We start from the raw sequence: 22,226 nt of genomic DNA on the forward strand, positions 1-22,226 counted from the left end.
TATTCTACACAAAAAATGTGACCTGTGGTGGATTTTTTGAAACAGCAAAGCCTTATTTGGCGCGGCGTTAAACGTTTTCCACTTGATTTTCTCGAAACGTTTGCACTTTCAGTGTTTTATGGGAAAAAGGGTCGCCAGGAGATGTTTATCTGCCCCTTTTATGCCCTTGGCTGGCAATCCATGGGCAAAGGGGTGATAGTGGATTCCGGTTTTTGTGGCGGCATACATTCAAGGGGAGATAGAGCATGTATCGGATCGGTGAACTGGCCAAGGCGTGCGGGGTCAAGGCAGATACCCTGCGTTTTTACGAGAAGAACGGGCTTATCTCACCGGGGATCCGCAACGAATCCGGCTACCGCCTCTACAGTGAACAGGACAGGCGGCGGCTGGAGTTCATCATTCGCGCCAAGTCGGTGGGATTCTCGCTGGCCGATATCGGCGAGCTGCTCGACCTCGATACCAACAAGGCCAAAGTCACCTGTCAGGAGGTGAAAGCAGTGGCCGACACCAAGCTGGCCCAGGTGGAGCAGAAGATTATCGAACTGACCCGCTTTCGCGACAACCTGCGAGAGCTCTCCAATATCTGCTGCGGCGGCCCCCGCTCGGCGGAGCACTGCGCCATCCTCGAGACGCTGGAATCTGGCGCCCCGGCCCATCACGAGCATCACAGCCACGACCAGCATGACCCGGTTCACGGCTGACATGGAATGCCTGACTGAGCGTGCCTGGCTCAGTGTGACTGACTCGGCGCCGCCGACGCATTGCTCCGGCGGCGATTTGGTGACAAAATCGCCGCGTTTTTAACCGGTGCCAGTGCATCCGGTTGCCGGGCGCTCAGCTGAACAGGCGCTCGCAGCGAAAACCACCATCCAGACACAAGAATCAACACACCAAGAGAAAAGAAGAGGAGCCATCATGGCCAAGATCCGGGTCGACCAACCCGCCCTCCCCCGTGAGGAGCATGCGCAAGGGGGCCACTATGCCCACCAGCGCGGCGAGATAAAGGATAACCATCTGCATGCCCTGCTCTCCGATCCCCTGTTTCGCAGCCGAGTCGAGCGCAACAAGAAGGGCAAGGGGAGTTACCAGCGCAAGGCCAAATTCGGCAAGCGGTGGGAGCCCGGCCAACAGCAGATGATCCGCGTCTGCTGCTGAGCGGGTTTCTACCGACCAAAACAATCAGGGCGCCATTGGCGCCCTGATTGTTTTGACAGAAGAAGCGATTTGGCAACGCCAACTCACAGCCTCAACAGACCGCTCACTCATCCATAAAGAGTTCGAGCAACACGTTGAGATAGCGATGGCCGAGAGAAGTGAGCTGCCAGCTCTCTCCCAAATCCTCGATCAGCTCCTTGCTTTGGGCGATGGCGAGCACCGTCTCCACCCGCTCCAGCGGCAAGCCGGTATAGGCCTCGAACTCCGCCTTGGGGGCCGGTTCAAACAGGCGGAAGCGGTTCATAAAGTATTCGAGCGGCAGATCGTCTGCCGTCACCTGCCACTGCTCGTCCAGATAGGGGCGACTCTTGTCCAGATACCCTTTCGGATGCTTCACCTTGGCGGTGCGCAGGATCTGCTGAGCCGCGAGATCAGTCACCTTGCCGTGAGCACCACAGCCGATCCCCAGATAGTCGCCAAAGCGCCAGTAGTTGAGGTTGTGATGGCACTGGTAGCCCTCTTTGGCATAAGCCGAGATCTCGTACTGGCGATAACCGCTGGCGGTGAGCATGGCGTGGCCCTGCTCGTAGATGTCCCACAGGGTGTCATCTTCCGGCAGCTTGGGCGGTTTGGAGGCAAAGGCCGTGTTCGGCTCTATGGTGAGCTGATACCAGGAGAGGTGCGGCGGGGCGCAGTCGATAGTCTGCTGCAGGTCATAAAGGGCATCGTCCAGACTCTGATCCGGCAGACCGTGCATCAGATCCAGATTGAAGGTGGGCAACTTGATGGCGTGGGCCAGTGCGGCGGCCTTGCGCGCCTCTTCCGGGCCGTGAATGCGGCCGAGGCGGGTCAGCTTCTCCTGCTGAAAGCTCTGCACCCCGATGGAGATACGGTTGATGCCGGCGCGCTGGAAACCGGCGAACTTGTCCGCTTCCACCGTGCCCGGGTTGGCCTCCATGGTAATCTCGCAATCTGCAGTGAGCGGAATGCGGGCTCGCACCCCGTCTAGCAAGGCTTGCATCGCCTCCACCGTCAACAGGCTGGGGGTGCCGCCGCCGATAAAGATCGAGGAGAGTGGCCGCCCCTGTGCCCACTTCAGATCCTGATCCAGATCTTCCAGCAGGGCGGCGACATATTCGAGGTGAGGCAACTCCCCCTTCTGGGCATGGGAGTTGAAGTCACAGTAAGGGCACTTCTGGACGCACCAGGGCACATGAATATAGAGAGAGAGCGGCGGCAGTTGCAGCATGGGGCTTCCAATAAAACGGGGGCTCAAGGCCCCCATTGTAGATGACTATGTGTAATTGACCGTGTGTAACCGACAAGGTGGCGAAGTGACTCAGTGCGCCGCAGCCAGCGCCGCTTTGAGCTTGGCCAGCGCCTGACCGCGATGGCTCAGCTGGTTTTTCAGCTCGGCGGGCATCTGGGCGGCGGTGCAGTCTTGATCCGGCACGAAGAATACCGGGTCATAGCCAAAGCCATGTTGACCGCGCGGCTCGTCGATGATCATCCCTTCCCAGCTCGCCTGACAGATGATGGGGGTGGGATCGTCAGCGTGGCGCATATAGACCAGCACACACCAGAAGCGGGCGCTCTTCAGGTACTCGGGGGCACCTTGCAGCTCACCGAGCAGCTTCTCGATGTTGGCCTTGTCGCCGGCACCCACACCGGCAAAGCGGGCGGAGTAAACGCCGGGGCGCCCTTGCAGCAGATCAACTTCCAGACCGGAATCATCGGCCACGGCGGGCAGACCGGTAATGCGGGCGGCGTGGCGGGCCTTGATGATGGCATTCTCGACGAAGGTGGTACCGGTCTCATCGGCATCGGAGACCGCAAACTCGCTCTGTGGGATCACCTGGATCTTCATATCGGCCAGCATAGCGGCCAATTCCTTCACCTTTTTCTGGTTACCTGTTGCCAGGACAAGCTTGTTCATCGAGCACCTCCGCAAAAATAATCTGCGCATTCTATGCGGCGCAAGCGTTTAGTAAAAGCGTCAATTACACCCGCTGTGATGGGGTTGCGGGGGATTTGCCGCCATCGAATAACCAGCTTTTTAATACATGTTTCCATAATGGAATAACCAAAGTGATTAAATACCATTTCTATTCATTACTGTGAGTCAGTAGACTCGCGCCCCAATTCATTAACCTGGCTGACTAAAGAGGTGACAGATGCCATTGATACTTTTACTCGTACTACTGGTGCTGTTCAGTCCGCTGGCTATCGACATCTACCTGCCCGCCATTCCGCAGATGGCCGAGCAGCTGGGCGCCGAAGTAACCCTGATGCAGGGCACCATCACCTGGTTCCTGTTCAGCATGGGACTGGGGCAACTGCTTGTTGGCCCGCTGGCCGATCGCTACGGTCGCAAGCCCATCGCGCTGGGCGGCGTGCTGCTCTATGGCCTGAGCGCGCTGGGGGCCGGTTTTGCCGCCAGCCTCGGCGAATTGATGCTGGCGCGGGTGCTGCAGGGCTTTGGCGCCTGCGCCACCTCGGTCGCCGCCTTCTCGGTGGTTCGTGACAGCTACGGCCCGAAAAAGAGCGGCCAGATGATCTCCTACCTCAATGGCGCCATCTGCTTTATTCCGGCGCTGGCCCCCCTGCTCGGTGGCTGGCTCACCGCCAAGGCAGGCTGGTCTGCCAACTTCTGGTTTATGGCCGGTTATGCGCTCATCGTCGGCAGCTGGCTGCTGTGGCGGATGCCGGAGACCCGCCCGGAGGAGACCCGCAGTGAAGGGGCCCTCATCAGCTGGTCGCGCTACAGCCCGGTACTACGCTCCCCCAGCTTCCTGTTCAACGCGGCGCTGTGCATGCTGGCGATGGCGGTGATCCTCGCTTATGTCACCGCCGCACCGGTGCAGCTGATGGTGAAACTGGGGCTGGATATGAGCGGCTTTAGCTACTGGTTTACCGCCAACGCCGCGCTCAACATTCTGGCCTGCTTCATGGCGCCGCGCTTTATCGCCAAGGTGGGGCCAAGACGCACCCTTCGCATCGGGCTGCTGGTGTTGATGCTCTCGGCCATCACCCTGACTTTGGCCATGCACATCGAACATCCGCTGGCGATGATGGGGCCGGTATTCCTCTCCAGCATCGGCTTTGCCATGATTCTGGGCTCTGCCGCCGGGATGGCGCTGGCACCGTTCGGCCACTGCGCCGGTACCGCCGCCGCCCTGCTCGGCCTGTTCCAGATGAGCGGCTCCGGCGCGTTGGTTGGCCTGACCGGCGCCCTGATGCACGACCCGCTGAGCCAGTTGGCGCTGCATATGTGGCTGCTGCTGCCGCCTCTGGTGATGCTGATGACCCGGCGCGGCCGCCGCTTGTGTTTGCAATAAATCCTGTGCTCTGATGGGCACACTCAGGGGGCCATCGGCCCCCTTCTCGTTTGTATCGCCTTTACAACGAATGGCCATCCGGCAGAGAGCCTGCGATGGCAACCCCACTCACTCGATGTCAGCGGAGAACTCCCGATGAGCCACACTCTCAACGCAGCCCTGGTGGGCTATGGCTTTGCAGGCAAGACCTTCCACGCCCCCTTCCTCTCCACCACCCCGGGCTTGTCCCTGAGTTGGGTGGTAAGCCGCGATGCCGCCAAGGTGCAGGCCGATCTGCCCGGCTGCCGGGTCGGTTCACTGGAGGAGGTGCTAAGCGATGAGACCGTCGATCTGGTGGTGATCGCCACCCCCAACGACACCCACGCCCCCCTCGCCCGCCAGGCGCTGCTGGCAGGCAAACATGTGGTGATCGACAAGCCCTTTGCACTGGATCTGGCAGAAGCGAAAGCACTGGTCGAACTGGCCGAAAAGCAGCAGCGACTGCTCAGCATCTTCCACAACCGCCGCTGGGACGGGGATTTTCTCACCGTGCGCCGTTTGATTGCCGAGGGGACACTGGGGCAGATCGCCCAGTTCGAGTCGCACTTCGATCGCTATCGCCCCGAAGTGCGCCAGCGCTGGCGCGAAGCGGGTGGCCCGGGTTCCGGACTCTGGTTCGATCTCGGCCCCCATGTGCTGGATCAGGCGCTGCAGCTCTTCGGCCAACCGGACTGGCTACAGGCAGACCTTGCCGGGCAGCGCCCCGGCGCACTGGCGGACGACTACTTCCATGTGGTGCTGGGTTACGGTGCTCTGCGGGTTATTCTGCATGGCAGCTGTCTGGTATCGGCCACCATGCCCCGCTTTGTCATTCACGGCAGTCAGGGCTCGTTCGTCAAATTCGGTATGGATGTGCAGGAAGATCAGCTCAAGCAGGGCTTGCGGCCACCGGCGGCGGATTGGGGCATGGATAGCGAACCCGGTCAGCTCAGCCGCATTGTCGATGGTCAGTTACAGCAGCAGAGCGTGGTGGGTGAGCCGGGAGATTATGGCGCCTACTATCGCGGTGTCTGCGCCGCCATCAAGGGTGAGGGAAGCAACCCGGTGCCAGCAAGTGAAGCGCTGGCGGTGATGGCGCTGCTGGATCTGGCCCGTCAGAGCCACCTTGAGGGAAAACGGCTGCCCTGTCAGAAGCTGTCTGACTAAGGTGCGGGTCTTCGGCCGCTATTGATCAACCTTGACCTTGTTAAACCGCCATAAGATGGCAGCAAAGTGGTGTTTTATTGTGCAATTAGCACCATTTGACGGCATCTTGTATTGATATCAGTCGTTGCAGTGGAGCTTTTTATCCACGGCACGAAAAAATGTCATTGTGATATCCGTTTTCATCGGTAACTAATGGGGCTATATTGCGCCCGCCTGCTGCCTCTCGGCTTCTTGTTTCAATACCGGGCAACGGTGGGCGCTGTGATGGTTGCACAGACCATCTCTCCATATTTATTTGAGGGAATGCACATGAACAAAGTACTGGTAGCCGGTATCCTGGGTCTGATGTTGACTGCTTGCGGTCAGAAAGAAGAAAAAGCTGCCGCTCCTGCTGCTGCTCCGGCCGCCGAAGTTGCTGCCACTGTAGAAAAAGCCGCTAGCGAAGCCACCTCTACCGTAGAGAAGGCCACCTCCGAAGCGACTGCAACCGTAGAAAAAGCTGCTACCGAAGCCGCTACCAAGGTTGAAGCTGCAGTGAGCGATGCCAAGGCCAACTAAGCCTGCACCTCATTCGAAGACGGGTCCGAAGGCAACTTCGGGCCCGTTTTTTTATCTGTCGCTCAGGGGGCCGGATTAATCAGCGAGGTGAGGATGTGATCCTCCCAGCGGCCATTGATCATCAGATACGCCCTCGCGAATCCCTCCCGCTCGAAGCCAAGCCGCTCCAGCAGGGCGCCGCTGCGCTGATTGGCTGGCATGTAGCAAGCCATGATGCGATGCAGATCGTGCTCCCGAAACAGGTAGTCGATGGCGGCTGACAGCACCTCTCTCATCACCCCCTGCCCCTGATGCTGCTGGTCGATGGCATAGCCCAGATGACACGCCTTGAAGACCCCCATCAGGATATTGCTGAAGTTGCAAGTGGCGATCACCCGCTCGCCAGCCGGATCGAGGGCCACCAGATTGACGCCGGTGCCGTTGAAAAACTGGCTGTAGCTGTCCTGCAGCCGGGCATGCCAGTAAGAGAGGGTGTAAAAGTGCTCGTCCCGCAGCGGCTCCCAGGGGGCGAGATGGGCGCGGTTGCGCCGGTAGAAGTCGAGCATCATGGGGGCCTGATCCGGCGACAGTATGGTCAGGTGGGTGCGGGCCGTCTTGATATGTGGCAGCGCCATCAGGACTCCCGCTGTCTTAGCCACTCATCGCGCAGCAAGCTGTAGTGGGCGTGATCCACAATCCGGTTGCCCAACCGCTCTGCGCGCCGGGTCACCCCCTCCTGCTGCATCCCGAGCCGCTCACAGACGGCTCTGCTGGGCTCGTTATCGGTGGCGGCGCTGATCTCCACCTTCTCCATCCCCATCTCCTCGAAGGCGTGGTGGATCAGGGCCTGACAGGCCCGGGTGATGATGCCGTTACCCTGCCAGCGCTCCGCCAGCCAGTAACCGATGACCACCTTGCCAAGATCATGATCGATGCTGTTGTAACCTATGACCCCCACCACCTCCCCCTGATACTCGATGGCAGTGGTGAGCCCCTCACCCCGGGCGAACTTCTCGATGGCACTGCGAATGAAGAGGGCGCTGTCGACGGGGCGCTGGAGCAGTGGCGGCCAGGGTAGCCACTGGGAGAGGTACTCCCGGTTGTCATTGCAGAGGGCAAACAGTTCGCTCGCCATATCGGGCTGCAAGAAGAGCAGCGCAAGCTCGTCGTCCAACTGCCATGAAAACATGGGATTCTCCTTTCAAATCAGTGATCAAATCGCGAACCAGCACCCAATGTAGCCAATCGCCACTGGCCGCGCCAGCCACTTTTACGGCCCCCTCCGGCAGGCTTCGCAGAGGGTGACTGCGCACGATCTCTCCTCCCTCAAAAGAGGAGGGTGGGTGTCTGAAACCGGATAATGCTCTCCACATGACGCCGATAAATGCCCCCAAACGGCACTTTGGCAGATCCTGCTACCCCTTTGTGCTGCGCTGTCACTTTTGACAGGGGGCACTTTCCCCCACCGGCACTAGCTTCAAAACGCCCGACCTTCGGTCGGTTTATCAACCTCATCGATTTAAGGAAAGAAGAGATGAATAAAATTTATCTGGCCGTTGCGCTGGCCTGCTGGGGAAGCGCCGCACTGGCGGCGCAAGAGGTAGAGATCAACGTAACGGCAAACGGCATCCGGGCCATGACAGGCCTCAGTGCCGCGAGTGGTACCTTGCAGCTGGAAGATGGCGAGTTTCGTCAGGTGCGGGTGGTCAAGCTGCCCAACGGCCAGCAGCGGATCCGCTACGAGCAGGTCTGGAACGGCATCCCGGTAATGGGTCAGGTGGTGGTGGCTGACAAGAGCCTGAACGGCCAGCTGCAACAGGCCAGCGGGCGCATGCTGCGCCAGATCGATCAGGATGTGGCAAGCCCGGTCGCCACCCTCTCGCCACAGGATGCCGCCAGCAAGGCCAAGGCGGGCAGCAAGGGGAGCAACGAGCAGGTCAAACTCTACGTGATGCAGGATGAAAACGGGCTGGCCCGGCTGGTTTATCAGGTCTCCTTCATCGCTGAAGGTGACAAGCCAAGCCGCCCCTTCGTCATTCTTGATGCCCAGAGCGGTGAGGAGCTCAAACGCTGGGAGGGGATCAACCACAAGGACGCCACCGGCCCGGGGGGCAACATCAAGACCGGCAAATACGTCTACGGTACCGACTTTGGCCCGCTCATCGTCGATGACAACTGCCGGATGACCAGCCCCAACGTCGATACCATCAACCTCAACCACGCCACCTCTGGCGGTGCCATCCACCAGTTCACCTGCCCGGAGAACCGGGTCAAGGAGATCAACGGCGCTTACTCACCCCTCAACGACGCCCACTACTTCGGCAACGTGGTGTTCGACATGTACCGCAACTGGTACAACACGGCGCCCCTCACCTTCAAACTGAAGATGCGGGTTCACTACAGCAAGAATTACGAGAACGCCTTCTGGGATGGCAGCCAGATGACCTTCGGTGACGGCGCCACCACCTTCCACCCGCTGGTGAGCCTCGATGTGGCGGCCCACGAGGTGAGCCACGGCTTTACCGAGCAGAACTCCGGGCTGATCTATTCAGGACAATCCGGCGGCATCAACGAGGCCTTCTCCGATATGGCGGGGGAAGCGGCCGAGTTCTACATGAAGGGGAGCAACGACTGGCTGGTCGGCGCGCAGATATTCAAGGGAAACGGCTCCCTGCGCTACTTCGAGGATCCGACCCGGGATGGCAGATCCATCGGCCATGCGGCGGATTATCGGGAGGGGATGGATGTACACCACAGCTCAGGGGTCTATAACCGCGCTTTCTACCTGCTCGCCACCAGCAGCGGCTGGAACACCCGCAAGGCATTTGAAGTGTTCTTGCTGGCCAACCGCCTCTACTGGGGCGCCAACACCAACTACCAGCAAGGGGCCTGCGGCGTCAGCCGGGCGACCGCCGATCTGGGTTACAGTCAGGCGGATGTAGCACGGGCCTTCCAGACCGTCGGGGTCGATGCCAGCTGCGGAACCACACCGCCACCGAGTGACAACGTGCTGCAAAACGGCGTGCCGGTGAGCAACCTCGCCGCCAGCAAGGGTGGCAAGCTCAACTACACCCTGAACGTACCGGCGGGCACCAGATCGCTGCAGATCAGCAGCAGTGGCGGCACCGGTGATGCCGACCTCTACGTCCGCTTTGGCAGCGCCCCCACCAGCAGCAGTTACGACTGCCGTCCCTACAAGGGGGGCAATAACGAAAGCTGCTCGTTCACCAATCCCAAGGCGGGCACCTGGCATGTGCAGCTGTCAGGGTTTTCCGCGTTCAGTGGCGTGACCCTCAAGGCCAGCTACTGATCCACCCGATGCGGGCCTTGTCCCGCATCGTTCTACTCATTGCGCCACCGTTTCGCCAGCGTGCGGGCGGTGGCCAACACGGTTTCCCGGGCCGGGTTGGGCCGCTTGCCACCGCGCCACGCCATCATCACATCCCAATGTTCCTGCGGCAGATTGCGCACATCGAGCCTGACCAGCCGCCCCACCTCCAGATCCCGCTTGATGGCCAGCTCCGGCATCAGGGTGATAAACCCGTGTTCCAGCGCCAGATCCCGCGCCGCGCTGGCGGGCTGCACCGCATGCAGGGGGCTGGCCGCCCGTCGCAGCCGCCGCAACTGCTGGATAAAGACGTCACACCCCGGCCCCCATACCTGAGGCGCCAGCCGCTGGTCGGCAATATCCTCCAGGGTGAGGCCGTGACAACCGGCCAGCGGATGCAATGGCGAGGCGATAGCGATAATGGGGGAGCAGCAGAGCAGCTCCATCTGCAGGCCCGCAACCGGCGGACGCTTGAGTACAAAGCCGATATCGGCCTCCCCGGTCAGCAGCGACTGCATGATCTCGCCGGAGTGATCCGTGGTGCAGCGGATCTCGAACGGCTCATCCACCAGCTCCATCAACAGCGAGCCAAACACCACCGAGGTGAGCGAAGGGAGGCTGGAGAGACGGATACAGGGCAGTGCAGGTGCCCCCTGCAGTGCCAACCGTCCTTCACTCAGAGTGGCCAGCGCCGAGCGGGCGGCAGGGAGAAACTCCTCGCAGGCACGGGTCGGCGTCACCCCGCGCCGATGACGCTGAAACAGCGGTGCCCCGAGGCTCTCCTCCAGCTGGGCAATCCGCTGGCTCACCAGCGGCTGTGACCAGCCACGAATGGCCGCCGCCTGACTGAAGCTGCCCAGCTCGGCCACATCCAGCAGCAGTTGCAGATCGTCCAGATCCATAGACATAAATAATCCTGATATGAAATATAGGTAGTTGTCGTCTACCACTATATCTAAACCCTCTCCAGAATGAAGGTATCTGTGAATGAGAGGGCGTTATGGTCGATAGGGCGAGGTTTTGGGGACGCTGGTTTCTGGCGCTGGATACCACACTGGTGATCCTGGGTTTCTTTGTGGTGATGCCGATGATCAGCCTGCGCTTCGTCGATCAACTCGGCTGGGCCGCCGGTCTGGTGGGGCTGGCCCTCGGCCTGCGCCAGCTGACCCAGCAGGGACTGGGGATCTTCGGCGGCTCCCTCGCCGACCGCTTCGGCGCCCGCCCGCTCATCGTCACCGGCATGTTGCTGCGCGCCGTCGGCTTTGCCACCCTGGCCTGGGCCGACAGCGGCGCCATGCTGATCTTCTCCTGCTTCCTCTCCGGACTGGGCGGTTGCCTGTTCGATCCGCCACGGGCCGCACTGGTGATCAAATTTACCCGTCCCCATGAGCGGGGCCGCTTTATCTCCCTGCTGATGATGCTGGAGAGCGCGGGAGCCGTCACCGGTGCCCTGCTAGGCAGCTGGCTGCTGCGCTTTGACTTCACCTATGTCTGCCTGCTGGGTGCCGGGCTCTTCACCCTGGCGGCTCTCTGCAACTGGACCCTGCTGCCCGCCTACCGCCTCTCGGTCAAACCGACTCCGATGCGGGAAGGGTTGGGGCAGGTGCTGGCGGATCGCGCCTTCTGCCGACTGGTGCTGATCCTGAGCGGCTACTACATGCTGTGGGTACAGGTGATGCTTATTTTCCCCATTCTGGTCAAGCAGCTCTCCGGCACCACCACGGCGGTGGGCTGGATGTACAGCCTGGAAACGGCGCTGTCGCTGGCGCTGCTCTACCCTATCGCCCGTTTTAGCGAGCGGCGCTATCGGCTGGAGAGCCGGCTGATGGCGGGTATCCTGCTGATGACGGTGGGGATCGGGCTGGTCGCCTTTGTCAGCACCCTCTCCGGCATCTTCGTGCTGCTGGCCTGCTTCTATCTGGGGATTATCATCTGTGAACCGGCCCGGGAGACCCTGATGACCCGGCTGGCCAACCCCACAGCCCGCGGCAGCTACATGGGCTTCAGCCGCCTCGGACTGGCGCTGGGGGGCATGACCGGCTATGTGGGCGGTGGCTCCCTCTATGACTTCTCGCTGCAACAGGGACAACCGGCCCTCCCCTGGCTGGTGCTGGGCACCATAGGCGTCGCCACCATGTTGCTGCTCTCCCGCTGCTTCTCCCGCCGCCCGGAGCTGGCTATCAGAGCCGCCGCCTGACGCTCCCCCCTGCCTACGGCAGCCCCGCCAACGGTGCTGCCGCTTACCCTATATTCTGCAAGCCATCACAGCAAAAGGTTGCGAATTACAACTTTTACGCTATTTTAGTTGTCATGCACAACTAAAAAGGAAACCACGATATGGATCCCCGTCCCCTGCGCGCCCTGTCGCGCGATCTGGTTCGCGAACTCGGCATGCTCTCCCAGCAGTGCGGCAATCTGGCACTCACCCCCATCGAGGCTCACCTGCTGATCGAGCTGGAAAACGCCCCGGCCACCAATCAGCAGCTGGCAGAAAAGCTGCACATCGACAAATCCAACGCCAGCCGTCCGCTGGCACGCCTCGCCGAGCGGGAGCTTATCAGCTGGCACCCGCACCCCTCCGACGGCCGCAGCAAGGAGGCCCGCCTCACCGTCAACGGTCAGGGGATGCTGCTGGAGTTGCACCGGGAGATGGACGGGGCGATGGAAGAGATGCTGGCGCAGTTGAGCTTGCCCGAGCGGGAGCAGTTGTGGCAAGGGTTACGTCTCTATCGCAGCGCCCTCTCCCGCGCCCGTCGCCAGCGGGGTTACCAGATCCGCCCCATCACGGCGGCGGACAATGCCCAGATCGCCTTGGTGATCCGCGCCGTCTCGGCCGAATATGGCCTCACCGCCGACAAAGGGTATGGGGTCTCGGATCCCAATCTCGACACCCTCTCCCAGAGCTATCAGGGGGAGAAGAGCCGCTACTGGGTTATCGAAGGGCCGGACGGTTCCATCCTCGGCGGTGGTGGTATCGCGCCATTGGCGGGAGAAGAGGGAGTCTGCGAGCTGCAGAAGATGTACTTTATGCCCGCCCTGCGCGGACTGGGCCTTGGCAAGCGGCTGGTGTTGCAGGCACTGGATGCCGCTCGTGGTTTGGGCTATCGCCGCTGCTATCTGGAGACCACTGAGGTACTGCGCGAAGCCACCAGCCTCTATGAATCACTGGGCTTTGAACACCTGCCCGGCCCCCTTGGCTGCACCGGCCACGGGGATTGTGAGATCTGCATGGTGTTAGACCTAGCGCTCTAAAGTGATAGCGGCAAGCAGGAGTCTCCCCTGCTTGCCGCTTCGTTTACTGCGGCAGCGCCACTACCCGGAATCGCTCCAGCACCAGCGTGGCGTGCTCATCAAATTCTCTCCCTTCCGCCTTCATCTCGCGTTCGAAGAAAGCCTTGTGCGCCTCGTGCCACCAAGCCAAAGAGCCATCTCCCTCCCCTTCCTCGGCGGCAAACGCAGCATCAATCTCATCGAATGGACACAAGGTGACTGACACCAGTTCAACCAGAGCCTTGGGCAGACCACTCCAGTCGGTTACCACCAGTAGGTCCCCCTGTTCCGGCATCCGCTCGCCCTTCTCCAGATACCAGTAAGCGAGGCTACAGGTTGCTCGCTTGCGGCCTGCTGCTACCAGCGCGGCACAGAGGTTGGCATTGTGTGCATCAGCACAGAAGTAGTCCGCTGAGACATGACGAGCCCGTGCTGCCACCGGCAGGGATAACAGATAACTCTCAGCCAGAGCCGAGCAGGCAGGATTCATCGATTCAACCATCACCTCTCCTTGATGCATAAAAAAATCCCGCCATCTGGCGGGATTTGGTAAGCAGTATCAGTGCTCGCGAGTCTGGCGGAACTCCACGTCGGGGTGACGCTCCTGTGCCAGGCGCAGGTTGACCATGGTCGGCGCGATATAGGTGAGGTTGTCACCGCCATCGAGGGCCAGGTTGACCTCGTTCTTGCGCTTGAACTCTTCGAACTTCTTGACGTCGGTCCCTTCCACCCAGCGGGCGGTGGAGACGTTGACCGCCTCGTAGATGGCCTCGACGTTGTACTCGCTCTTCAGACGAGAAACCACCACGTCAAACTGCAGCACACCGACCGCACCGACGATGAGATCGTTGCTGATCAGCGGACGGAACACCTGTACCGCACCCTCTTCGGAGAGCTGGACCAGCCCCTTGAGCAGCTGCTTCTGCTTGAGCGGATCGCGCAGGCGGATGCGGCGGAACAGTTCCGGTGCAAAGTTCGGGATACCGGTGAACTTGAGATCCTCACCCTGGGTGAAGGTGTCGCCGATCTGGATGGTACCGTGGTTGTGCAGACCGATGATGTCACCGGCGAAGGCGTCTTCCGCCTGCTCACGGTCACCGGCCATAAAGGTCACGGCATCGGAGATGTTCACATCCTTGCCGATACGCACGTGGCGCATCTTCATGCCCTTGCTGTAAGTACCTGACACGATACGCATAAAAGCGATACGGTCACGGTGCTTCGGATCCATGTTTGCCTGGATCTTGAATACGAAACCGGAGAACTTCTCCTCGGTCGCCACCACTTCGCGGCTCTCGGCCTTGCGCGGCATAGGAGACGGCGCCCAGTCAGTCAGGCCATCCAGCATGTGGTCAACACCGAAGTTACCCAGTGCGGTACCGAAGAAGACCGGGGTCATCTCGCCAGCGATAAAGGCATCGTGATCGAACTCGGGAGAGGCGCCCTGCACCAGCTCCAGCTCGTCACGCAGTTGCCGGGCCAGATCTTCGCCGACGGCGGCATCCAGATCCGGGTTGTTCAGCCCCTTGACTACACGCTTCTCCTGAATGGTGTGGCCCTGACCGCTCTGGTAGAGATAGGTCTCATCCTTGTAGAGGTGATAGACACCCTTGAAGGATTTGCCACAGCCGATTGGCCAGGTGATCGGGGCGCACATGATCTTCAGCTCGCGCTCCACCTCGTCCATCACTTCCATCGGATCGCGCACTTCGCGGTCCAGCTTGTTCATGAAGGTGAGGATAGGGGTATCACGCAGACGGGTCACTTCCATCAGCTTGCGGGTCCGGTCTTCAACACCCTTGGCGGCATCGATGACCATCAGGCAGCAGTCGACCGCGGTCAGGGTACGGTAGGTATCTTCAGAGAAGTCCTCGTGACCCGGGGTATCGAGCAGGTTGACCAGACAATCGGCATAGGGGAACTGCATCACCGAGGTGGTGATGGAGATACCACGCTGCTTCTCCATCTCCATCCAGTCGGATTTGGCGTGCTGGCCCGAGCCACGGCCCTTGACGGTACCGGCGCGCTGAATGGCCTGTCCGAACAGCAGGACTTTTTCAGTGATGGTGGTTTTACCCGCATCCGGGTGCGAAATGATCGCAAAAGTGCGTCTCTTGGAGACTTCACTCAGAAATTCAGCTGACATAATTCAACGTTCTTCTATTGAGCGGTGGCATCAGCCACCGTGGGAATAAATCCGGAATGCCGCTCACGGCACATGTATACGCAACGAAAGCCACGCCAGCTGGCGTGTTGCCAACCTGGTGGAGAGAGGGAGGAGGGTTGCGTTACATGGGTCTTATCGCCTGAGTCAAAGCAAAATTGCGCGACATTATACCCGCGCGAGTGAAAAATACCCAGTCCGTCAGTCGTCTGTTTCCACCCGGTTGCGCCCGGCCCCCTTTGCCCGGTAGAGAGCCTCATCCGCACGCCGGATCAACGCGGCCAGATCCTGATCATCATCGCGCTGGCAGGCACACCCGATGCTGATGGTCACCGGATGGGACAAACCGGGCAACGCCCGTTGGCCGACCCTGGCGCGGATACGCTCAGCCAAACGGGACGCCTCCTCCAGCCCCGTCTCCGGCAGCAGTGCTAAAAACTCCTCTCCACCGGTACGGCCCAGCAGATCCTGCTGCCGCAACTCTCTTGCCACCATTCTGGATACCCACTGCAGTACCCGATCTCCCTGATGATGACCCAGCGAATCGTTGATCCGCTTGAAGTGATCGATATCAAAAAGCAGCAGAGAAAAGGGCATTTGCTGCCTGCGGGCCAGCTCAAAGTGCTCGCGCCCATCCACCAGCACCCGACGCCGGTTATCGATACCGGTCAGCTCATCGGTAAAGGCCAACCGATGCATCCGACGATTGCGCTCCAGCAACCACCTCATCGTCAGCAGAGCCACTCCACCGCAGAGCACCATCACCACCAGCAACCAGAAGCGACGCTCCTTGATCTGCGCCAGCTCCTGCCGCTGCAACTGCTGCTCGACCCGCAACCGCTTGTTCTCTTCCGCCTGGCGGGTCAGTTCAAACTGGCCGCGCACCCAGGCTGTACTCTGCTCTCGCTGCATCTGGTCGAGGCGCTGCTCTTGCACCAAATGATCCCGCAAGGCCGCCAGCGCAGCCGGATAGTCCCCTTGCAGCTCGAATGCTTCGCTGCGCACTGCGTAGAGATCCATCAGGTAACGAGTGTGCCCCTCAGCCTTCAGGATCGGTTCAATCTTCGCCAGTGCGCTCAAGGCCGGGGCCGGATCCCGCATTTTCACCTGCAGTTTGGCCATTACCAGCTCGAGATGGGCGTGGAGGATAGGATCAACTTCAGGGGTGAGCACGCCTGCTGCCTGCGCCAGCAAGCGTCCGGCCTGCTCCAGGCGCGCCAGACCGAGCAGAGCCTCCGCCAGCATCACTTGACGATCCGCATGTTCAATCCGGTACTCGGGTTGTTGCAAAAAGGCGAGACTACGTTCGAGCTCCTGCTGCGCTTCCTGATAGCGCCCCGTCTCCAGATAGACCAGAGCCAGCTGCTCTCTCATCCTGGCCAAACCGAACCCGTCATGGTTGTGGGCAAAGTGTTCATGCAACCGGTTCAGGGTAGTGAGAGCCTCGGCATAGAGACCCATGCGGCGAAACGCGGCGGCAATCTCGAGCTGCGCCCGGTTATACCAGGTGGTCAATCCCAACCGTTCGTAGATGTCGTGCGCCCTAGTGAGATCCACCAGCCCCTGCCCTGACGCCCCCTGAAACGACAACATGGCTCCCCGGTGGGACAGCGCCAGCGCCTCCAGCTTGAGCACAGCGGCCTCCCCTGCCAACCGCAGCCCCTCATCATAATCCCGACGGGCTTGTGCCACCTCGCCGAGCAGCTGATTGAACCAGCCACGACAGATGAGCAACTCGGCAATGGCTGCGTCATCTCCCCGTTGTTGAGCCAGCACCAGTTGGCTGTCGGCATACGCAATCGCACGGCGAGACGCCTGGATGTCATCGGCAGATTGGGCCCAGCAAGCCAGACGACTGATCCGCATCAGCTGGGACGGTGGATAGTCGCTGCCATCCCGCAGCAAGCGAGCAACGCGCTCCCGCAGCAACTCGATAGGCTGATGGACCTGCTCCATCTCCTCCAGTTCATTTTCCAACTGCTCGGGGGACAAGGGTCTGGCTGCCAGCCCGAATACCGCCAGCAACAGCAGCAAGGCAAGTCGGCTCATAAACACTCCGGATGAATGGGGAAAGAGCAGCAGGCGACCCGATACCGGAAAATCACCCTGTAACAACGGCTGTAAAGGCTACCGCAAGGAGAGAGGACTTGAATGGGTTTCATCTCACATTTTACAGCAATATCATAACGTTGGAATGAGGAGGGGGATACAGAGCGAAAGAGGGGGCTGGCTCCCTCCCGGTAACTAATGATGCTGCCAGCGCCGCAGTAGCCGGCCGCGCAGACCGCAATCGAGCAGCCAGCTGTTGTCAAAGACCCGCAACAGTGCCGGTTTGGCGTGCCGGGACATGGCCACTGCGTGAAAGCGGGTCTGGCGCTGGCGATAGCGGTTCATCTGCTCGAGCAGGGCATGGGGCAGACTCTGAGCGATAAAGTCCGAAATAACCAACACATCTGCCTTGGCAAAGGCAGGATCATCGAGTTTGACCAGCGCCTTCTCCAGACAAGGCACCAGATCGGTACCACCGTGAAAGCTCATGGAGAGGAAGCGCTCCGCCTTGTCCAGTCCGGTATCGGCGGTGATCTCAAGGGTCGCCACCTCGGTAGAGAAGAGCATCAGGTAGCAACCGCGCTTCTCATCCATCGCCACCTTGAGCAGCGCAAGAAAGAGTGCCTTGGCACACTCCTCGGGATAGCCCCCCATGGAGCCGGAGGTATCGACACAGACGATAAAGGGGCCCCGCTGCTGCAACTGCTGCCCCCCCTGCTCCGGGGTGCGCAGCATGATGCGCTGGCGCGGCAAGGTGCCGCGTGACTGGTAACTGAGCAGGCGCCGCTCCAGATAGCGGCGGTAGAACTCCAGCTCCAGCTCCGGCAGCCCCAGCATCACCGCCTCGCTTGGCAGTAGCCGCATCAGGTCGCTCGCCTGGTGGATGCCCACCAGGTCGTCCGGCACATCGTCGCTGGGGGCGGGCTCCAGCTCCAGCACCTGAACCGGTGGCACCGGCTGCTCCTGCGCCCGGCGATCCCGCTCGCTACGCCCGAGCAGAGCGGCAATCTCCGCCAGCAAGGGCTCGCGCTGCAACATACGGGCGTATTGCTTGACCAGCACCAGACTGCGTTTGTGCCAGTGCCCCTGCGCCAGATCCCAAAGACCACCGGCTGAGATCTGGTTCGGATCGAGGGCATCGGCCAGGGTGCGGCTCGCCAGCAGCTGATCTTCAATCTCCTGACGCTGCTTCTCCCGCTCCGCCTCGGCGATCTGCTGCTGCAGTTGCAGCAGGCTCCCCACCAGACTGGCGCGCCACTTATCGATAAAGAGCTGGCGCAGCCCCTCGGTGGGGTGAGCCATCAGCTGGCGAACCAGCGAACGGGCCTCACCGGCAAAGGGGCTGTAGTGATCCAGCGACTCCAGCAGGGCGGGCAAACGGCCTATCAGTTCGGTCATCGGCAACTGCCGGTGCGCCTGATAGAGCAGGTACTCCTGCTCCAGCGCCACCGGCACCGGCTTGTGACGGATCTCCTCGCCAAGCTGCTCACCCCAGCTCTGCAGGCGCTTTTTCAGCAGCTTGCCCTGCAGCGGGGAGCGCTTGATGAACTCGGAGATCTTGGGCGACGCAGCAAGCAAAAGAGCCACCTCCCCTGCCAGCTCCCCTTCACCGATCAGGAGCCCCAGATCCAGCATGCCAATCTCAAGCATGAGCGCTCCTTACTCGTCCAGCCTTGGCAACCGCTCGCGCCACTGTGTCAGCTCGCCGCGCAGCAGTTCAAGATCCCGGCTCAGCACGAAGAAGCTGTCTTCCACCTGTTGCAGCCAGCGCTGGGCAATAAAGAGGTGCTGCCGATGACGATCGAACAGAGTGCGCTGCTGTTTAAGCTCCTGCACCACCTTGCCAACCTGGGCAAGCAGCTCATCGAGCGCTTGCAGCCAGGGCTCCAGCACCACCTCAGGGATGGCGTTGCGCTCCATCAATACCAGCGGGATCTGCTGGCGCTGGATATCGAGCACCTGCAGGCGCAGCTCATCGTCAAGTACCAGCTCGTAGTGTCCCTCTTTCGGGTTGCCATATTGATAACCCACCAGCGCCTCACCGGTCGGATGCCAATGGGAAAGCAGGGTACGATCGAACACCAGGGTGCTGGTGAGACGCTCGGGATCGCTGCCATCCAGCGGGGCCGGGGTGAGCAGATGGAAGTGCACCTGCTTGCCAAAGGGTCTGGCGTTGGCGAGGGGGATCTCGATCCCCCTCGCCCGTCGGCCAAACCACTGCTTGCGCTTGCGCGCCTTGCAGCAGAGACGTTGTGCCACGCCCTGTTTGAGCTGTTTGAATTGATCCCGCAGGGCAAGCAGCTGGCGGGTCAAGGCCAGTTGCTGATAACCGTAGAGACGGGAGAACTCGGTCATCATCTCCAGCAGGGCGGTGCGGGACTCCTCGTCATGCCAGAGACAATCCTTGAACAGCAGCAGATCCACCGGTGCGACCTCATCGCGGCCATTGAAGAAGGCGCTCGCCTTGATGAGCCGTACCGCCTTCTTCCAGCGGCGATCCGACACATAACAGCGATGGGCCAGCTGGCTGTCTAGCTGCTGGCGCAGCTGATAGATAAGTTCGAAACAGGCATCCGGCAGGCGCACCTGCTCAATCTGGCTCTGCCACTGCTCGTACTCATCCCCCCGGATCTGCAGGGATTCCGGCAGATTCTGGTGGGCGTGACCGTCGCTGGCCAGCATGGATTGAAAGTTGGCTTTCTCCTGCACCCGGTCCATCCAGATCCGCACCAGCATCCGGTCGTAGAGCGCTTCCAGCCCGCTGTCCGGCGCCGGCAGCTCGTTGGAGGCGGTCACCAGCAGCCGCATGGGGATGGGATGCTGGCTATCACCATTGCGGAACTGCCGTTCGTTGATGGCGGTGAGCAGGGTGTTGAGAATGGCGGGACCCGCCTTCCAGATCTCGTCGAGGAACACCACCTCAGCCTCCGGCAGATAGCCGGCAGTGAGGCGCAGGTATTTGCCATCCTCTTTCAGCGCCTGAATGGAGAGGGGGCCAAATACCTCCTCCGGTGTGCTGAAACGGGTCATCAGATATTCAAAGTGGCGGGCGTCGTGAAAGGCCAGCTTGAGGCGACGGGCAATCAGACTCTTGGCGATACCGGGTGGCCCCAGCAAGAAGACACTCTCACCGCTGAGGGCTGCCAGCAGACCGAGGCGCAGGGCATCCTGCCGTTCATAAAGCCCCTCACCAAGGGCTGCCAGCAGCCGGGGCAGGCGCTCCTGGATGGGAACAAGACGCGCAGGGTTCTGGGCTTGAGCTAAAGACGACATAGAGAGTGTTCCGAAGCTGGGATGATGTTAGCCCCAAGGCGTGATATCCATTTGCTCGACCTTGGGTTTTGTCTTGTTATGATGTTTATTCTGGTATCTCTTGCCGCACAATACCCGCCTCTGGCAGGAAAAAACGCAAAGGCAGTGCGATACCGTATCGGCAGCGTGCTGCGCCCATGCATAGCCAGTGTCGTGATGGCACCATGCCCGCATGCGCCAGATGATGCGTTGCAAAGGGTGCAGCAAAAGCGGTTCGAGTGTACCCTGCGCAACACAATTTTCCCCAACGCAGATCAAGAGTGAGTCGCCCCAGATGCAAGATCCCGTTCGTCAGAGCATGTTGGCCCGCATGGGCATTCAAAGCTGGCAACTGCGTCGTCCGGCATTGCTGGGTGCAGATCTCGTACCCGAGCTTGCGCAAGATGCCGTGCAGCCCGACCAGACAGCACCGGCCACCCGCGCTCCGCTGCCCAGCGGCAAACTCTGGTTGCTGGCGCCTCAGCTGCCTGCCACCACGCTGCTGGCGGATATCTGCCAGCTGCTCGGCATGACCCCCGACGAGGTCTCACTGCTCAGCGAGCTGCCACCTGCCAACCTGCAAACGGCGGATGCCTCACCGCTGCTCTGGCTGACGGAGGCCAACCCGGAACGACCCGATGCGTTGATCTGCCCGCTGGCCCCCAGTGCCGCACAAAAGCGCGCCCTGTGGCAACAACTACGCCGACACCTGGCGAACAGTACGGCATGATCCTGCATCATGCCTTCAACGCCCTCTTGGAAGCCGCTCTTTTTACCTGATTTTACAAAAGTCGTCTTTGCCAACCCCGACATCCTCCACCCAGTCACCCGGAGTCAACATGCCTGAGTTTCGTCCCCTGCTCGAAGCCGATTTCGACCTTGTCTATCCCATAGAGCAGGCCGCCCACAAGGAGCCCTGGAGCCAGGCCAACCTGCTATCCTGCTTCGGTCCTCGCTATCTCAACGGCTTGATGCTGGTCGATGGTCGCCCGGCCGGCTTCTATATCTCGGATCTGGTGGCCGGAGACAGCTCGCTGATGAATATCTGTGTCCACCCCGAATTTCAGGGCAAGGGGTTGGGACGGACACTGCTGCAAGCCTACCTGACTCGCAGCAAACAAGCCGGGGCAGAGGCCTGGTTTCTCGAGGTGCGGGCAGGCAACCAGACCGCCATCAACCTCTACGAGAGCGCCGGCTTTGCCGAGTATTGCCGCCGCGCCGACTACTACGGCACCGGCAATGATCGGGAAGATGCAGTACTGATGTCCCGCCTGTTCGACTTCAGCTGATCCCGCCTCAATCGAGGGGGGCGTTATCCATCGCCGGATCCTGCAAGGAGAGAGTGGTGTGAACCACCGCCTCGAATCCGGCGGCGGAAAGCGGCATATAGAAGCCCCGCAGCCAGGTTTTCCCCGGCATCCAGATCTGCTGTATATCCACCACTATCTTGATCGGTTTGAGGGGTTGACCCGGCTGCTGGATATAGATGCCGGGCGGTGTGGCCACCTTGGGAAAACGGCGCAGGATCTGTTCACTACCATCCCCCTTGCCCGGATTGAGCCGCACCTTGACCAATCGGCTCAACGGCACTCTCATCTCTTCACTGCGCCAGAAGCGTTCGTTCAATGCCTTGCAGCGACGGCACTTGGGGGTCTCCAGCACATAGAGCAGCGGATAGCCCAGCGCCAATGCCTGCTGTTGGGCCTGCTGGTATCCCTCCGCCCCTTCATACCAGGGATTCGCAGGCTGCTGTGTCTTGCCCAGAAAGTACCAGGCCGCCCCGCCCCCCACCATCATGAGCCCGATCACGGCCAATGCCCCTTTCATCCATAGATTCATATCGTTAACTCTCCCTTTGCTCCTTTGCAGTATCGGCCAGTCTGCGCAAAGGGAGAGCTATTTGCGCTCT

The 22,226-nt window shown here is 60.7% G+C and carries 21 protein-coding genes; 10 read left to right on the plus strand and 11 right to left on the minus strand.

Annotated elements, in window-relative coordinates; translation table 11 throughout:
* The first annotated feature begins 245 nt into the window (after positions 1-245).
* A complete protein-coding gene (gene zntR / locus G5168_RS08120) occupies positions 246-701 on the plus strand; it encodes a Zn(2+)-responsive transcriptional regulator (protein ID WP_042053396.1) in 456 nt (151 codons plus the stop codon).
* A 214-nt stretch (positions 702-915) separates the two neighbouring features.
* Complete coding sequence (locus G5168_RS08125; RefSeq protein ID WP_071913645.1) at positions 916-1,155, plus strand: alternative ribosome-rescue factor A; 240 nt, start codon at positions 916-918, stop codon at positions 1,153-1,155.
* 103 nt (positions 1,156-1,258) lie between these two features.
* Here the strand turns inward: G5168_RS08125 and hemW are convergent, their stop codons facing one another.
* On the minus strand, positions 1,259-2,404 hold the full coding sequence (hemW, locus tag G5168_RS08130; protein WP_421252066.1) for a radical SAM family heme chaperone HemW: 1,146 nt from the start codon (positions 2,402-2,404) through the stop codon (positions 1,259-1,261).
* 90 nt (positions 2,405-2,494) lie between these two features.
* Positions 2,495-3,091: an RdgB/HAM1 family non-canonical purine NTP pyrophosphatase gene (rdgB, locus tag G5168_RS08135; RefSeq protein ID WP_362786350.1), complete on the minus strand. Its 597-nt coding sequence runs from the start codon at positions 3,089-3,091 to the stop codon at positions 2,495-2,497.
* A 238-nt stretch (positions 3,092-3,329) separates the two neighbouring features.
* Here rdgB and G5168_RS08140 point away from each other — a divergent pair, with 238 nt between their 5' ends.
* The 3 genes from G5168_RS08140 (at position 3,330) to G5168_RS08150 (ending at position 6,236) form a co-directional block, all read left to right on the plus strand.
* The gene (locus G5168_RS08140; RefSeq protein WP_185900075.1) at positions 3,330-4,493 is read left to right on the plus strand and encodes a multidrug effflux MFS transporter; all 1,164 of its coding nucleotides are present in this window, start codon (positions 3,330-3,332) and stop codon (positions 4,491-4,493) included.
* Positions 4,494-4,628: 135 nt separating this feature from the next.
* A complete protein-coding gene (locus G5168_RS08145; protein WP_421252067.1) occupies positions 4,629-5,678 on the plus strand; it encodes an oxidoreductase in 1,050 nt (349 codons plus the stop codon).
* 309 nt (positions 5,679-5,987) lie between these two features.
* Positions 5,988-6,236 carry a hypothetical protein gene (locus G5168_RS08150; RefSeq protein WP_005340533.1) on the plus strand — a complete coding sequence of 83 codons (249 nt, stop codon included), beginning with the start codon at positions 5,988-5,990 and terminating at the stop codon, positions 6,234-6,236.
* Positions 6,237-6,298: 62 nt separating this feature from the next.
* On the opposite strand, the gene rimJ is transcribed toward G5168_RS08150, so the two are convergent.
* Together rimJ and G5168_RS08160 are read right to left on the minus strand one after the other, a co-directional pair.
* Entirely contained in the window at positions 6,299-6,850 is a 552-nt protein-coding gene (rimJ, locus tag G5168_RS08155; RefSeq protein ID WP_139436559.1) for a ribosomal protein S5-alanine N-acetyltransferase, read from the minus strand.
* The gene (locus G5168_RS08160; RefSeq protein WP_421252068.1) at positions 6,850-7,404 is read right to left on the minus strand and encodes a GNAT family N-acetyltransferase; all 555 of its coding nucleotides are present in this window, start codon (positions 7,402-7,404) and stop codon (positions 6,850-6,852) included. The genes rimJ and G5168_RS08160 overlap by 1 nt, the downstream gene beginning before the upstream one ends.
* Before the next feature lie 345 nt (positions 7,405-7,749).
* Between G5168_RS08160 and G5168_RS08165 the strand changes: the two genes are divergently transcribed.
* Positions 7,750-9,525 carry a M4 family metallopeptidase gene (locus G5168_RS08165; RefSeq protein WP_204384234.1) on the plus strand — a complete coding sequence of 592 codons (1,776 nt, stop codon included), beginning with the start codon at positions 7,750-7,752 and terminating at the stop codon, positions 9,523-9,525.
* Positions 9,526-9,557: 32 nt separating this feature from the next.
* Here the strand turns inward: G5168_RS08165 and G5168_RS08170 are convergent, their stop codons facing one another.
* On the minus strand, positions 9,558-10,451 hold the full coding sequence (locus G5168_RS08170; RefSeq protein WP_005340524.1) for a LysR family transcriptional regulator: 894 nt from the start codon (positions 10,449-10,451) through the stop codon (positions 9,558-9,560).
* 92 nt (positions 10,452-10,543) lie between these two features.
* Between G5168_RS08170 and mdtH the strand changes: the two genes are divergently transcribed.
* On the plus strand, positions 10,544-11,740 hold the full coding sequence (gene mdtH / locus G5168_RS08175) for a multidrug efflux MFS transporter MdtH (protein WP_421172242.1): 1,197 nt from the start codon (positions 10,544-10,546) through the stop codon (positions 11,738-11,740).
* Positions 11,741-11,880: 140 nt separating this feature from the next.
* Positions 11,881-12,795: a bifunctional helix-turn-helix transcriptional regulator/GNAT family N-acetyltransferase gene (locus G5168_RS08180; protein ID WP_081042924.1), complete on the plus strand. Its 915-nt coding sequence runs from the start codon at positions 11,881-11,883 to the stop codon at positions 12,793-12,795.
* Between the two features lie 43 nt (positions 12,796-12,838).
* On the opposite strand, the gene G5168_RS08185 is transcribed toward G5168_RS08180, so the two are convergent.
* The 5 genes from G5168_RS08185 to G5168_RS08205 all read right to left on the minus strand — a co-directional run bounded on the left by G5168_RS08185 (position 12,839) and on the right by G5168_RS08205 (position 20,299).
* Positions 12,839-13,315 (minus strand): ASCH domain-containing protein, encoded by a 477-nt coding sequence (locus tag G5168_RS08185; RefSeq protein ID WP_266134772.1) that lies wholly within the window; start codon positions 13,313-13,315, stop codon positions 12,839-12,841.
* A 57-nt stretch (positions 13,316-13,372) separates the two neighbouring features.
* Positions 13,373-14,959: a peptide chain release factor 3 gene (gene prfC, locus G5168_RS08190; RefSeq protein WP_005349018.1), complete on the minus strand. Its 1,587-nt coding sequence runs from the start codon at positions 14,957-14,959 to the stop codon at positions 13,373-13,375.
* Between the two features lie 219 nt (positions 14,960-15,178).
* A complete protein-coding gene (locus tag G5168_RS08195) occupies positions 15,179-17,026 on the minus strand; it encodes a diguanylate cyclase (protein ID WP_151286234.1) in 1,848 nt (615 codons plus the stop codon).
* A gap of 195 nt (positions 17,027-17,221) precedes the next feature.
* Positions 17,222-18,676: an ATPase RavA stimulator ViaA gene (viaA, locus tag G5168_RS08200; protein ID WP_421172245.1), complete on the minus strand. Its 1,455-nt coding sequence runs from the start codon at positions 18,674-18,676 to the stop codon at positions 17,222-17,224.
* 9 nt (positions 18,677-18,685) lie between these two features.
* A complete protein-coding gene (locus G5168_RS08205) occupies positions 18,686-20,299 on the minus strand; it encodes an ATPase RavA domain-containing protein (RefSeq protein WP_421252069.1) in 1,614 nt (537 codons plus the stop codon).
* Positions 20,300-20,612: 313 nt separating this feature from the next.
* Here G5168_RS08205 and G5168_RS08210 point away from each other — a divergent pair, with 313 nt between their 5' ends.
* Both G5168_RS08210 and rimI read left to right on the plus strand, forming a co-directional pair.
* A complete protein-coding gene (locus tag G5168_RS08210) occupies positions 20,613-21,047 on the plus strand; it encodes a DNA polymerase III subunit psi (RefSeq protein ID WP_227341928.1) in 435 nt (144 codons plus the stop codon).
* A gap of 109 nt (positions 21,048-21,156) precedes the next feature.
* Positions 21,157-21,606: a ribosomal protein S18-alanine N-acetyltransferase gene (rimI, locus tag G5168_RS08215; protein WP_216952883.1), complete on the plus strand. Its 450-nt coding sequence runs from the start codon at positions 21,157-21,159 to the stop codon at positions 21,604-21,606.
* A gap of 7 nt (positions 21,607-21,613) precedes the next feature.
* On the opposite strand, the gene G5168_RS08220 is transcribed toward rimI, so the two are convergent.
* A complete protein-coding gene (locus tag G5168_RS08220; protein ID WP_406596058.1) occupies positions 21,614-22,114 on the minus strand; it encodes a hypothetical protein in 501 nt (166 codons plus the stop codon).
* Positions 22,115-22,226 lie beyond the last annotated feature (112 nt).

Origin of the sequence: Aeromonas sp. 600724 (genome assembly GCF_049175135.1) — a bacterium.
In the GTDB taxonomy this organism is placed as follows: Bacteria; Pseudomonadota; Gammaproteobacteria; order Enterobacterales; family Aeromonadaceae; genus Aeromonas; species Aeromonas veronii_A.